A 14,142-nucleotide genomic window follows, 5' to 3' on the forward strand; every position below is an offset into this window, starting at 1 on the left:
TTGCTCACTCCTATTGGAGGTATATTATCCTGTAATACCTTGGTAAATCAATCGAATTCCAATTAAAATTAATATAATCCGCAAAACACTCACTAATACTTTTGATTCGAGCTTCGTATTCAAATAGGCCCCAAACTTTGCCCCTATCCAGGCACCGGGAATGAGTGCAAGTGCATATAACCACTTTACATTGCCAAACATGACATGCGTTCCTGAACTGACCAACGCCGATAGAAAAATCATGAACATGGATGTCGCGACGGCTACATGAGGTGGAAAAAGAAAAATCAAGATCATTGCAGGTACCATTAATGATCCACCGCCAATGCCAAATAATCCAGATGTAAATCCAACTGCAAAGGCAATAGCCGCCCCTAATAAAGGAGGATACCCATATCGAAAGGTGTTTCCGCCAGGATCGGTGAATTCCCGTTGAAACGATGCACTCTTGAATGTCTCAATAGGCTTTAACTTGTTTCTAATCATGAGCACTATGGCAATCAGGATCATAAATATACCAAAATATAAATTAAAGCTTTCCATGTTCAATCCCTTGTTTACCCATGCTCCAAGTATCGAACCTGGCCCACTTCCGGCAAAGAAGATCAGGCCGCTTTTATAATCAACGGTCTTATGCTTTAAATAAGCCAGGGTGGATGATAACCCTGTGAAAATCATAATGACCAATGATGTTCCTACAGCTGTCTGAGGATTCATTCCCTCTATCAAGCTTGTATATGTACCGAAATAGATAAGGGCAGGAACAATGATGACTCCTCCCCCCAGTCCTACGAGGGATCCTATCGCTCCTGCTAAAAGTCCGATTGATAGAAGCATGATCCATTCCATCTGTCTTTCATCTCCTGTCAGCTAAAATAAATCTAGTTGCTTTGGTGCAAGCCCTCCATATTCAAGATCTAATAATTCAATGAGCTCTTTCGCGTTGGCAGCAGCATCTCCACCGGAGTTATTATTGAAAAGAATGTATAGATCTTCAGAGTTTTCGTGCAACTGATGAATATGCGGAATCCATTCCTCCAGTTCAGCACGATTATAGCGATATAAATAACGAACCTCGCGCCAGTCTTCCCCATTCGGTTTATTCCAGCCGTACAGATTCCTGCCGTGAAAACGAATCAGAGTGGCATCCTTATGAGTGGTTTCCAATACCCGTGGTACAGATCCTTCCCCTGCTTGCGGTTCATCACAAATGCTATGGATCCATCCTTCCTTTTTCATAAACGTCAATGTCTTATCCCGAAACTCCGGTCTGAACCAGCTTTGATGGCGAAACTCCAACGAAAGTGGAAATCCCTCTAGCTGTCCCTTGCAGTACCGGATATAGTCAACATGCTCTTTTTTACAATCGTACCAAGGGGGAAATTGAAGCAGAACCATCGCTAATTTTCCTGCATCCACGTACGGAACAAGGGATTCCTTAAAGGCATTGAACATCTCTTCTTTTGTTTCAAAAGGGATCTCTCCCCGCTGATGCCCCGTCATTCCCTGGTAAGCCTTAACAATAAATTTAAAGTCTTCCGGTGTTTCCCTTACCCATTTTTCAGCATTCCGAAGTGGCTGGACAGCATAGAAAGTTGTGTCCACCTCTACAATGGGAAAATGTGCACCGTATTCTTTTAATTTATCTCTCTGGGAAACATTTTCATAAAGGGTATCATGATCTCCCCAGCCTGTTACTCCTATGTATATCATCTTCCATCACCTGCTTTATTATGAACATGTCCATTTTATCATAAGGGAATTGGAAATTCTTATGTTTGGATTGATTGGGGAAGAATAGCGGGATTTAGTTAATTATGAAGGCTCTTTTCTCAGAGTTTGTTACATACATTTAATCTACGGGCACTGCCAAATAGTGTGTGCATGATGGTGAGGGGAACCGCTCCGCTTGCAGCTAGCGTTCGGCCGAGCCTCCTCAGCTTAGCCGAACGGGGTCTCGGCACGCCCGTTCTTCCGCAGGAGTCTACGCAGTTCCCCTCACCATCTATTATTAATTTATATGAGGACAAGCTAAATCCTGTTGTGGCATATGAAAAGCACCTCTCTAAATTGAAACGTTGATCATCCCATGGGGGTACTGCTCTTTTATATGTGTTGTTTGAATACGGGCTTACGTGTAAGTTCACGAATAAAAATATTGTTAAGGGTAAACCTTTATATATAAAGGTTAGGAGGGGTACATGAAATGGAACCGATTAATCACCAAACTAAGATTAATGCGGCAGAATATGCATCTATTTGGTCACAATATATTAATGACAGTTTATCACATTGTGTTCTCCGCTATTTTTTGAATGATGTTAAGGACGAAAATATTAGTAGTTTAATTCAATTTGCCTTGGAATTATCGGAAACCCATTTAGAAAAAGTTAAGCAACTTTTAAATCAAGAAGGCCTTCCTATTCCAATAGGGTTTGTAGATAAAGACGTTACAATAGATGCTCCAAGTTTATTTACCGATACATTTAAGGTTGTTTATTTACATATTATGTCGATTCACGGATTAATAAGATATTCTGGGGCGACTAGTGTCAGTATTCGAGAGGACATCAGAAAATACTTCATTCAATGTACCTCACAAACATTGGATCTGTATGATAGGGTAACAAATGTTTCATTGCAAATGGGTATTATTAACAAACCTCCTACTTTAAACAATCAACAAAAGATAGATTTTGAAAAGAAGCAAACCTATTTAACTGGTTGGTTTGGGAAACGCAGACCAATAAATGCAATCGAAATCACTGGTGTACATCTTAATATGCAGAAGACAATGGTTAAAATGGTGCTGGAGTTAGGTTTCAGTCAAGTTTGTCAGTCCAAAGAGTTACGAGACTATATGGAACGTGCCCGGAAGATTTGTATAAAACACTTTGATATTCTTAGTTCTATGTTAAAAGAGGAGAATTTACATGTTTCTAAGAGTTTTGATTCAGAAGTAACAGATTCAACAGTCCCACCATTTTCTGATAAACTTATGCTCTTCCATATAGTAACACTGCTTTCTGCTGCCTTGGGATACTATAGTGAAGCTTTATCAATGAGCCAAAGAAGAGATTTATCTGCAGATTACGTACGAATGAGTACAGAAATAACCTTAATTGCCGAAGATGGAATAAATCTTTTAATAGAAAAAGGATGGATGGAACAGCCTCCGACTGCTACGGACCACGAAGGCTTGGCAAAAAAATGATAAATGTGCGTGAAATTAATGAGGATAAACAACTAGTTTATCCTTTTTTCTTTGAAAGTCAGTATTGTTACCGATTGATTGAACTCTTATTGATTTTTAGTTTGACAATAGAATAATCGCAGGTAAAGTTCATCATACTAAACATAGTTATAAATGAGTTCAAGGTTTGAGGTGAATTGCATGTTCTTCAAAAAACGGTCCGCCAGAAATAAAAGGAAAGCACAAGCAAAAAATTCTCAAGCCAGCAGCTATTCAAGTATTGAAGATTTGTTTGCTAAATCGAAAGAGTCTCATGATTTTCATCAACTGCCGGTAACCGACATCAAGGGATATTTAATCATTTCCTATTACGGTACTCTTGTCGATCATCTCCGACTGGAACAGAAAGTTCTGTGTGTCTTCAGGGGTCCATATTTTCATCCTGAAAAAGTAAAGGACATTGATGATATAAAAAAGATCATACCAATTGAAGATATAGTTATTACAGAAGACATGAACGAGATAGAATCTAAATTCCTAAAAGGATATGCCATACTGCAGATCAGAGAAAAAGATCAAAAATGTGCCTTAATAAATATAGGTGATACTAAGGCCGGGATGCGCCAGGAAAACAACGTTGAAAATGAATACAGTGTGATCGGGCCAAGAATTGGGTTTGTTGAAAATATTGTAACTAATATTAACTTGCTAAGACAGAATATAAACACTCCCAATTTAATATTTAAAGAAATACATATTGGTTCTTTCTCACATACCAAAGTAGTCATTGCCTATATTGATGGAGTGACCAATGATCAATATATTCAAACAATGACTCAACGTTTACAAGATATTGATTTTGATGTAGTGTTCGATTCATCTCAACTTCATCAAATAATAGAAGATGATTCTTTAACGCCATTTCCGCTATTCTTATCCACGGAACGCATAGACAGGGCTGCATTCGCATTAATAAAGGGACAAGTGGTTGTATTTAATCATGGTTCATCTTATGCCATTACAGGACCCTCTACACTGCTTGATTTTTTTGCATCCCCTGAGGATTACTATATGCCTTGGCTTGTTGGTTCTTTTTTTCGCATAATACGTATTTTGAGTGTTCTTTTCTCCATTTTTGCTACTCCTTTATACGTAGCCATATTAACCTTTCATTATGAAATGATACCTAGAATTTTGCTAAGTACCCTTGGCTTTTCCCGTCATAACATACCATTCACTCCAGTATTGGAAGTGCTGTTTTTGGAACTTACAATTGAACTTCTGCGAGAGGCGGGAGCCCGTCTGCCAACTAAGGTAGGTCAAACACTAGGTATTGTTGGCGGTATTGTTATCGGTCAAGCATCCGTTGAGGCAGCTCTTACCAGCAATGTACTTCTTATTATCGTTGCATTAGCAGCATTAGCTTCCTTCACGACTCCTATTTATAAAATGTCGAATACGATTCGGTTTTTGCGTTTTCCTTTAATTTTATTAGCTTTTGGATGGGGCATGCTGGGTATTGTTGTAGGAATCAGTTTTATACTTGTTCACCTTACCCGGTTAGAATCATTAGGCGTTCCTTATACCGTTCCCCTATATCCATTCAGGCCTGAAGATTATGGGGATTCCTTTGTCCGTTTACCTTTCAGTAAAACAAATAAAAGACCAGGCTATTTACGTCCTAAATCAATTCTGAGATATCAACCGCATACCGAGAAAAAAAAGAAAAACGATTTTGATGAATAGCAGTTGAGGTGAAGGAAATGCAACGATTTTTTCTTTTTTTGGTTAGTATAACTGTTTTCCTAACAGGGTGTTCCAATCAAAGAATTATTGATCGTGTTCAAATTATTCAAGTTCTTGGATACGATATTCATGATGATAAGGTGAAAGGAACTGTAATTTATCCTACTTATGAAGAACAGGGCAAAACAGTATTGCATACTCTGAACACCGAAGCGGATACTTTTGATTATATTCTAGAAAATTTGAATACCAAATCTTCGCACCCCATCGATGCAGGACAATTGCGTACAGTATTATTCAGCAAGGATTTCGCTGAACAAGGAATTGATCCTGTTATTCAGTTTATGATCAGGGATCCGATAGTGGGGAACAGAATGCAGCTTGGAATTACCGAACCATTGGCAGAAAACATCATTCAATTAAGTGTAAACCAAAAAGTTCCCTCCCACTTATACGATAAGATTAATCATAATATAAAGCATGGAAGTTTGCCGAAGATGAATCTTCATGTATTTTTGTCTGATTTTTATAGTGAAGGGAAGGATCCGTTTTTACCTTACTTCATTATCGAGGATGGCGAAGTCAAAATTGATGGATTAGCTATATTCAAAAAAAGTAAGTATATCAACCATATTAATTTGAAGCAGTCCTTTCTTTTAAAAATGTTGAAGGATGGAACAAAAGATGGGAACTATGAAGCCAAAATTAAAGAAGAAGATAGTGAAGGTCATATTTATTTGAGAAAATTGGACTCGAATGTGAACTATACCATAAATCAAATAGATCATAACCCTAACATATCAATTGATTTAACAGTGAAAGCTCAGATCAAAAGAGTTCCTGAGTGGCTTCATTTGACCAAAAATAAGGACATCGAAAAAACGGAGAAGATGTTGGAGAAACATTTTAATAAAGAGATCCAACAGTTAATTTCGGTGTTTCAAGAGTACGAAGCAGATCCCATCGGAATGGGAGATATGATGAGGGCTTCATCGAGAAAATGGAATTATGAACGTTATCTGAGTACATACCCTGATCTTAAGACCACTGTTAACACACATGTAAAAATCATCCAAACAGGTGTGGAAGAATAAGATATTCAATTTCTAAGGAGGGCAAAAGTGAAAACTGTCATCGATGAACGTTTTTTAGTATCTCCTTATTTCGCTTTCTTTCTGATCTATTCAAATATTGTAGGCATTGGGATTATGAACTTTCAAAGAGAAATAGCCAAGGATGCTGGTTACGATGCATGGATATCGGTAATCCTAACCGGATTAAGCATTCATTTATTACTTTGGATGATGTACCGGATACTTAAAATGGCAAATGATGATGTCATTTATATCAACCGATATTGCTTTGGGAAGTGGATTGGAGGATTATTAAATATTTGTTTCATCGTTTACTTTTTTGTATTAGCTCTGATTGTTTTCCGTGTCTATATTGAAGTGGTACAAGTTTGGATGTTTCCTCTAATGAAGACATGGCAGATCAGCTTCATATTTCTAATCTTGCTATACTATATTATTTCAGGTGGTTTTCGTGTCATTACCGGAATATGTTTCTGGGGAACCATTATCCCTTTTATGATTTTGACCCCAATTAGTTCATTTGCCTTGGAATTTGCAGACATTAACCGTTTATTACCGATTTTTAATCATTCATTAACAGAAATATTAGGATCGTCTAGATCCATGGTTTTTCAATTTCTTGGTGTTGAAACTTTATTCATGTTTTATCCTTTTCTAAAGAATCCTGAAAAATCACAAAAATGGGCTCATTTTGGACTTCTGTTTACAATAGTGCTCTATCTTTATGTTACAATCCTAACATTTTTGTACTTTAGTGAGGGACATCTTAAACATACCATATGGCCTTCCCTCACACTAATGAAAATAGCAGAGATTCCTGTCATTGAAAGGTTCGAATATATTACGGTTTCTTTTTGGTTTCTTTTGGTTTTGCCTAATATCAGTGTTAAATTATGGGCAGCCTGCCGCGGGGTTAAAAAGTTGATATATATCAAACAACGGACAATCTTGTTTGTTTTTCTGCTTTTGTTTTTCCTTTTTGCCAATCGTATAGAGGACGTTATACAAATAGAACGAATACAGGATATTTGTTCAAAGATTGGTTTCTCTCTTTTATATGTTTATATCCCTTTTCTCTTCCTGGTTATTCAAGTGAAACAGAAAATGACGAAAGATCTTGATAAGTCATAAAAGGGCTCACGTCCATCATTCGGGAATGCTTTGAGTCCATTTTTGCAATCCGCTTTTATCCAATTAAGAACCAGGAACTAAAAAAAATTTATATCATATATAGGTGATATCCCCGTGCGAAATTTTTAAGGAGGAGATCTTGAAACCTATGTTACCTATGGAAAAATATTTCGGTAAGTTAGAACTCGTCTATGCATTTTATGGGGCTATGCCCACAGGCGTTAGTGTATCAGAAACCGGTCGTATTTTCATTTGCTTTCCGAAATGGGGAGATGACGTTAAATTCACAGTGGGGGAAATTGTTGGGGATACTTTGCAGCCTTATCCCAGTTTAGAAGCCAATTTGGGTAGTCAAGGTAATATCGCAATGTCTTTCATCAGTGTCCAAAGTGTAGTTACGGATGGAAGGGGAACACTTTGGGTATTAGATACAGCAGCACCGAATTTTTCTGTACCAAATATAGGAGGGGCAAAATTAGTCGCTGTGGATTTAAAGACCAATACAATCAGAAAAGTATATACCTTTACCGAAGATGTTGTCCTGCCAACAACTTATCTGAATGATGTCCGATTTGATTTTCGAGTTGGAAAAGCAGGTTATGCCTATATAACGGATTCATCTTCCAAAGGACCAGGGGCTATTATCGTTGTAGATTTAGAAAGTGGAAATGCGTTCAGACGGTTAAATGGAGCAAATTCAACTTCACCCGACCCTTATTTTTTACCGAAAGTAGAAGGAGAAATTTTGATGAACCGAAACAAAGATGGTTCAACATACCCATTCAGATTGGCGTCTGACGGTATAGCGATCTCTCCAGATGGAAAGGTTTTATTTTATTGTCCACTTTCCAGCCGGCATTTGTATTCAATCTCAACAGAAGCTCTAAGAGACCGAACGATCCCGGAAACCGATTTACCTTACAGGGTCGAGTACTGGGGAGAAAAAGGTGCGTCTGATGGAATGATCACTGGGGCAAAAGGAACGATTTATGCCGGAGACTATGAAAACAACAGTATTCGAAAGATATTGCCGAATGGCATAATGGAAACCATTGCTCATGATCCGAGAATTTTATGGCCGGATACTTTTTCAATTGGGCCGGATCAATACTTATATGTCATTGTGAACCAATTACATCGGCAGGCAAGGTTTCATTATGGAAAAGACCTGCGGCAGAAACCTTATAGTTTACTTCGTATGAAAATTGATGAATTCCCTGCTTCTACCTTTTCGTAATAAAAAATAGTTGAGTAATATTTACATTACGTCAGGTGAGGTTTAATCGGTTTTTTACAGAAATTAGCTGACGATTCTACCTTCAATCTAAAACTCATATATTTCCGATCATTTCACAAAAAAATGGTTGTAGGAACAGTTTTATTGGTCAATGTTAAACTGTTCCTAAAAATTTTCAATAGATTAGGTGACTTTAATGCTGAATTAATATTATAGAGATCCAAATTGTAATTTTCATAAAAGAGGTTTTAGCTGCATCTGGAGTAAATCTTCCAATACCTCTGTTGATATACACATTGAATCCCCTCTCTTTGTCTATCCTCTATAATATCTATATAATGTCCAAAGGCATTTTTCTAGTCGGTTGCGGAAATACCTCATCAAGTCTATTTAAATCCTCTTTTGTTAATTCAATGATAGTAGCTTCCGCATTTGCTAGTACATGTTCTTCTTGAACAGCTTTTGGAATAGCTAGACAATCGTTAGAACGGATTGTCCAAGCGAGAGCGATTTGTAAGGGTTGGACAGCGTATTTTTCTGCAATCTCATTAATGGTTGAATCCGTTAACAATTGTCTTCTTAATGAGCCTCCTTGAGCCAGCGGGCTATATGCCATAATAGGAATGTGATGATCTCGCTGCCATGGTAAGAGATCATAATCTATACCCCTTGAACCAAGATGATATAACACTTGATTAGTCATACAATTTTTCCCGTTAGTGGTATTCCATAACTCTTTCATATCATCGGTATCAAAATTGGAAACTCCCCACCTTGCTATTTTCCCTTCCTTGCGTAGCTTTTCCATTCCTTCAATGGTTTCTGCTAAGGGCACACGTCCTCGCCAATGTAAAAGGTACAAATCAAGATGATCGGTTCCCAGCCTTTTTAGACTGTTTTCACACGCTTTGGCAATCATATCTAATCCTGCATGATGAGGATATACCTTTGATACTAAAAAGACGTCATCTCTACGTCCCCTAATTGCTTCACCTACTAAGCGTTCAGAATCGCCATCACCGTACATTTCCGCCGTATCTATTAGTTTCATGCCTAATTCTATTCCGAGTTGTAAAGCTTTGATTTCCCTTTCTCTCATTTGAGGATTTTCTCCCATGTACCAAGTTCCTTGTCCTATTCTTGGTAGAGAAGTTCCATCAGGCAATGTAACTACACGACTTTCAAGGGAATTTTTTATTTTTGTTAAATTATTTTCGTCCTGTACACCCATTCAAAATCAACACTTCCTTTTGTATCTTTTTATGTACGGATTGAACAAAAAAGGCGGCAATACTCTTTTGTAGTATTGCCGCCAGTAAATCACTTAATTCTTACCTTATTTCTATCACGAACCAATCCTTCAATTTATTATTCAGCTAATAATTTTAAGGATTCACGATTAAAGGCAGGAATGTCATCCGGAACACGGCTTGTTACAATATTATTGCTTACCACAACTTCTTCATCTTTGTAGTTAGCACCTGCATTTTTGAGGTCGTTCCTTATCGATTTGAAACCTGTTATGTCTACCCCTTTTAATAGGTTTGTATCAATTAATACTTGTGGGCCATGGCAAATGGCAAAAACAGGTTTGCCTTCTTGTATAAATGCTTTTGCGAATTCACCAAATCGGTCATCTTCACGTAATAAATCAGGAGAGAAGCCGCCAGGGATTAACAAAGCATCAAAGTCTTGAGGATTAACTTCCCCGATTCCCTTAGCTATTTTTACTGTTTCACCTTTTTTACCAGTAATATCTTTTCCAGCCTGTATGTCGATTGTGATCACTTGATGACCAGCATTTTTAAATGCCAGTGCTGGTTCTGTGAATTCTACATCTTCAAATAAGTCTGTAATTAGTGTGGCGATTTTTTTGCTCATCATGATAAGCCCCCTTAAATTTGTAAAAACATCGTTGGTATTATTCTCATTTAACACAATAAATACAAGTAATCTACCGTGATTAGTATTTGTTACTGCTAGATATATGAGGGTAACATTCAGTATCGCTCTGTCACGTGTTTAATGATGGTGATGCCCTTTGGAAGAATTCGTGATTTCAAATCCTGCTTGCGGCACATAGAAATACTTGATCCAGACCCCATCTAAAAACGGTTCCCTTTTATCAAGTAAAACATCAATATCTTTGTCTGTTTTCACAATTTCATCGTGTTCTGTAGGAGTATCAAGCTTTATATCATAATGGGCATGGTCCCCATGCTCTAGTGTAACGTATACACGAACCATTTTCCCTTCAGCCTCTTCAACTTCTAACATTTGTTTCAGCACTTTAGCAGCATTTCGGTTAATTTTGCAGTTCATATCATTTTCTCCTATTCTGACAACTTTTATCATTTTAATTAAGGAATCTTGTAAACAACCTCATAACCTGATCTCACGGTTTTATTCATATTCAATGCCTTAGAAAAATCACCAAAGAAGGTCTCCTTGCTGATGTCCTCCTTTTTACCTTTCGCTTTTTATAATTTCTGCCAGAAGCTCGTATGAATCCAGGCGGGCTTTGTGGTCGTAAACTTGGGCAATGGCCATGATTTCATCAGCCTGGCTCTCCTTCAAAAATGTATGCAGCTTGTCCTTTACCGTCTGCTGGCTGCCAACAATCGAGGTGCCTAATTGCTGCTCGAGAGCCTTTAATTGGTAGCCGCTGGCCACTTCGGATATGTTATCTACCGGTGGTTGAAGCTTTGTAAGGTTGCCGCTCATCAGATTCAAAAATTGCTGCTGCAGTGTTGTGAAAAGGTGTTTTGCCTCTTTATCCGTTTCTGCTGCAATGATATTCAATGCCACCATCGCATACGGCTTATCGAGAACATTCGAAGGCTTAAACGCCTTGCGATAGATCTGTAGAGCACCAAGAGTGTTAAGTGGCGAGAAATGGGAGGCAAACGCGAATGGCAAACCCAGTTCTCCGGCCAGCTGCGCACTGAAGCCGCTTGAACCCAGCAGCCAGATTGGAATATTCAAACCTTCCCCTGGAATCGCTTTTATTGGGTTCCCTTGGGCCAAGGATGGATCAAAGTAACCGCGGAGTTCCGCTAATTGCTCAGGAAAGTCATCTCCAGTACTTCTCAAGTCGCGTCTCAATGCACGAGCGGTCCCTTGATCTGTACCGGGTGCCCGCCCCAGACCAAGGTCAATTCGCCCAGGATATAAGGATTCAAGAGTGCCAAACTGCTCAGCGATGACGAGCGGAGCGTGATTCGGCAGCATGATTCCTCCTGAACCAATCCGGATTTGTGATGTAGCGGCTGCCACATGGGACATCACCACAGAAGTCGCGGAACTGGCGATAAACGGCATATTGTGGTGTTCAGCGAGCCAAATACGGTTGTAGCCAAGTTTTTCAGCATGCTGTGCGAGATCCAATGTATGGCGGAAAGAATCAGCAGGAGTACTTCCGGCAGTTATCGGTGAAAGATCCAGCACCGAGAATGGAATTTCGTTTAGTTGAATTGCATGTTTAGACATAAGTTCATCTTCTTCCCTTATCTAATTTTATTAAAAACTAATCTCATACTGGAATTTCATGAGTCTGAAAGTAAGGCCGCACAAACTCTCCAAGCTCCTGTATGACTTCCTCGGGAGGGCGCTTTGAAAAATACAATACAAATGCCAGGTGATTGACACCTATGGATTGAAATTGATATAAAATTTCTAATAACTGTTTGTGCCCTACACGAAATCCTAAAGGAATCGGAATAGGAAGTACATCGGTATTTTCCGATAAATCGATATATAAAGTCTGAGTGAAAGGCTTAAACACTCTTGGGACGTGAATTTCCGATAACTCGCGATAGTCGTTAGTCAATTGAGTTTGTTGTGAGATAACCCTCAGGTAATGGATCCAGCCGTCCCCATTCTGAGCGATCCATTCGATCGATTGATTGCTAAATCCTGTCACCATGGTCTGAATCGAAGAAGAAGGATTGGGGATCATTCTCATATCCGTTCCATCGATGACGCCTACTCATATTATTCTTTTGGTACAACCTGTTATATGCTCGAAGTTGTAATAAACTCACTTCAATTCTCCTTAAATTTTTGTACCAATATATTTTTCGAACTTTTTAATCGTCTCCTCATTACGGCGATAATACGTCCATTGTCCGATTCGCTTTATTTCAACAAGCCCGCTTTGCAGCAGAATCGATAAATACTGTGAAGTAGTGGATTGCGAAATCCCCGCCTTGCTTCGGATATCCCCTACGCAAACCCCGCCTTCAAATCCTTCATCCGCAATAATATGGGCTTGCGGTGAAAAATGACTGCCGGGATCTTTTAACATTTGAAGAATGCCCACCCTCGTCTGGTTCGACAATGCCTTAAAAATTTCAACGGCTTGTTCATCATTTAAGCGTTCCAATTCCTGCTTCAATGTCATCTGCCTCTTTCTATATCGATTATCACTATCCCAATGGAAGCTGGGTAGATGATCTGAAAGCATCATGCCATATCGGTAATTCCCGATATTAGTATATTAACCCTCTGGTCCTTCCAAATCAAATGATTTGTTTCTAAGGAGATACGGCGTAAAGCTTCCATTTTAAAAAAGACCACTAAAAACCCTTCAAATGACAGGTTTATTCGACTGTTCCCCACTCTACCTTTTAACGCTAATAGTTAAGCTCTTACGAATAACGGGTATACTAATAAGGAAAGGGTGTGGTTCATCGTGAATACTATGAAGGCGGTAGGATTAACTCGTTACCTTCCAATTGATAATCCCCAAAGTCTGGTGGACGTAGTTGTAGAAAAGCCAAAAGCAACGGGTCGTGACATTTTGGTCAAAGTTGCGGCCATATCGGTCAATCCTGTTGATACAAAGGTACGAGCTCCTAAGGAAAAAGTTGAGGAAGTTCCTAAGATTCTAGGTTGGGATGTAGCAGGAGTCGTCGAAGAGACAGGACCGGACTGTTCATTGTTTCGTCCGGGAGATGAAGTTTTTTATGCTGGCAGTATTGCACGACAAGGCGGAAACAGTGAATACCATCTGGTCGATGAACGAATCGTTGGGCGCAAACCTGTTTCCTTAAGTTTTGTGGAAGCCGCAGCTCTTCCCCTAACCTCCATTACAGCTTGGGAAGCGTTATTTACCCGAATGGCTATTTCCCAAGATCCGGGCCCTAACCAAGGAAAGGCTCTGCTAATCATTGGTGCAGCCGGGGGTGTAGGTTCCATTGCCACTCAGCTTGCAAAACAAGCGGGGCTTACTGTAATCGGGACTGCTTCCCGATCGGAAACTGTTAGCTGGGTTAAATCAATGGGAGCGGACTATACCATTAATCACCTTGACCCGCTCCTTCCACAACTTCAAGCAATTGGATTTACAAACGTTCCGTACATTTTTTGCCTGAATGCTTTGGAAAAACACTGGGCCGGTATTAGCGAAGCTATTTCTCCGCAAGGAGTTGTGTGCGCAATTGATGATCCAGCCTCTCCGCTGGACCTCAAATTGCTTAAGCAAAAAAGCGTCACCTTCGTGTGGGAGTTTATGTTTACTCGCCCTGTTTACGAAACAGATGATATGATTGAGCAGCATCTATTGCTTAATCATATTGCTGATGCTGTGGACCATCAAAAATTAATGACAACACTGGCCGAAGTCCTTGGACCGATCTCAGCAGAAAATCTCCGTCAAGCCCACAAATTTTTGGAGAGTAACAGGGCGATTGGTAAAATTGTCCTGGAAGGTTTTGTTTAAAGACCTGTTTACAGAGAGC

The 14,142-nt window shown here is 39.2% G+C and carries 14 protein-coding genes; 6 read left to right on the forward strand and 8 right to left on the reverse strand.

Annotation, left to right across the window (positions count from 1 at the left end; genetic code table 11):
- Window positions 1–24 precede the first annotated feature (24 nt).
- Both FZC88_RS13430 and FZC88_RS13435 read right to left on the reverse strand, forming a co-directional pair.
- Window positions 25–849 carry a sulfite exporter TauE/SafE family protein gene (locus tag FZC88_RS13430; protein WP_148970794.1) on the reverse strand — a complete coding sequence of 275 codons (825 nt, stop codon included), beginning with the start codon at window positions 847–849 and terminating at the stop codon, window positions 25–27.
- 21 nt (window positions 850–870) lie between these two features.
- Window positions 871–1,713: a DUF72 domain-containing protein gene (locus tag FZC88_RS13435; RefSeq protein ID WP_148970795.1), complete on the reverse strand. Its 843-nt coding sequence runs from the start codon at window positions 1,711–1,713 to the stop codon at window positions 871–873.
- A gap of 493 nt (window positions 1,714–2,206) precedes the next feature.
- Between FZC88_RS13435 and FZC88_RS13440 the strand changes: the two genes are divergently transcribed.
- The 5 genes from FZC88_RS13440 to FZC88_RS13460 all read left to right on the forward strand — a co-directional run bounded on the left by FZC88_RS13440 (window position 2,207) and on the right by FZC88_RS13460 (window position 8,401).
- A complete protein-coding gene (locus FZC88_RS13440) occupies window positions 2,207–3,214 on the forward strand; it encodes a DUF3231 family protein (RefSeq protein WP_148970796.1) in 1,008 nt (335 codons plus the stop codon).
- 180 nt (window positions 3,215–3,394) lie between these two features.
- Window positions 3,395–4,939 (forward strand): spore germination protein, encoded by a 1,545-nt coding sequence (locus FZC88_RS13445; RefSeq protein WP_148970797.1) that lies wholly within the window; start codon window positions 3,395–3,397, stop codon window positions 4,937–4,939.
- Window positions 4,940–4,956: 17 nt separating this feature from the next.
- The gene (locus tag FZC88_RS13450; RefSeq protein WP_148970798.1) at window positions 4,957–6,033 is read left to right on the forward strand and encodes a Ger(x)C family spore germination protein; all 1,077 of its coding nucleotides are present in this window, start codon (window positions 4,957–4,959) and stop codon (window positions 6,031–6,033) included.
- 27 nt (window positions 6,034–6,060) lie between these two features.
- Entirely contained in the window at window positions 6,061–7,164 is a 1,104-nt protein-coding gene (locus tag FZC88_RS13455; RefSeq protein ID WP_148995269.1) for a GerAB/ArcD/ProY family transporter, read from the forward strand.
- A 139-nt stretch (window positions 7,165–7,303) separates the two neighbouring features.
- Window positions 7,304–8,401 carry an L-dopachrome tautomerase-related protein gene (locus tag FZC88_RS13460; protein WP_148995270.1) on the forward strand — a complete coding sequence of 366 codons (1,098 nt, stop codon included), beginning with the start codon at window positions 7,304–7,306 and terminating at the stop codon, window positions 8,399–8,401.
- Between the two features lie 331 nt (window positions 8,402–8,732).
- Here the strand turns inward: FZC88_RS13460 and FZC88_RS13465 are convergent, their stop codons facing one another.
- The 6 genes from FZC88_RS13465 to FZC88_RS13490 form a co-directional block, all read right to left on the reverse strand.
- Window positions 8,733–9,632, reverse strand: a complete 900-nt coding sequence (locus FZC88_RS13465) for an aldo/keto reductase (RefSeq protein ID WP_148970801.1) — start codon at window positions 9,630–9,632, stop codon at window positions 8,733–8,735.
- Window positions 9,633–9,769: 137 nt separating this feature from the next.
- Window positions 9,770–10,282: a type 1 glutamine amidotransferase domain-containing protein gene (locus FZC88_RS13470; protein WP_148970828.1), complete on the reverse strand. Its 513-nt coding sequence runs from the start codon at window positions 10,280–10,282 to the stop codon at window positions 9,770–9,772.
- Window positions 10,283–10,423: 141 nt separating this feature from the next.
- Window positions 10,424–10,723, reverse strand: a complete 300-nt coding sequence (locus FZC88_RS13475) for an iron-sulfur cluster assembly accessory protein (protein ID WP_148970802.1) — start codon at window positions 10,721–10,723, stop codon at window positions 10,424–10,426.
- A 144-nt stretch (window positions 10,724–10,867) separates the two neighbouring features.
- Window positions 10,868–11,890 (reverse strand): LLM class flavin-dependent oxidoreductase, encoded by a 1,023-nt coding sequence (locus FZC88_RS13480; RefSeq protein WP_148970803.1) that lies wholly within the window; start codon window positions 11,888–11,890, stop codon window positions 10,868–10,870.
- Window positions 11,891–11,933: 43 nt separating this feature from the next.
- Entirely contained in the window at window positions 11,934–12,365 is a 432-nt protein-coding gene (locus FZC88_RS13485) for an LLM class oxidoreductase (RefSeq protein ID WP_187443437.1), read from the reverse strand.
- A gap of 90 nt (window positions 12,366–12,455) precedes the next feature.
- A complete protein-coding gene (locus FZC88_RS13490; RefSeq protein WP_397541043.1) occupies window positions 12,456–12,707 on the reverse strand; it encodes an ArsR/SmtB family transcription factor in 252 nt (83 codons plus the stop codon).
- Between the two features lie 396 nt (window positions 12,708–13,103).
- Here FZC88_RS13490 and FZC88_RS13495 point away from each other — a divergent pair, with 396 nt between their 5' ends.
- On the forward strand, window positions 13,104–14,123 hold the full coding sequence (locus FZC88_RS13495) for a zinc-binding alcohol dehydrogenase family protein (protein ID WP_148970830.1): 1,020 nt from the start codon (window positions 13,104–13,106) through the stop codon (window positions 14,121–14,123).
- The last annotated feature ends 19 nt before the right edge of the window (window positions 14,124–14,142 follow it).

It is taken from the genome of Rossellomorea aquimaris (genome assembly GCF_008180865.1).
GTDB classification, from domain to species: Bacteria; Bacillota; Bacilli; order Bacillales; family Bacillaceae_B; genus Rossellomorea; species Rossellomorea yichunensis.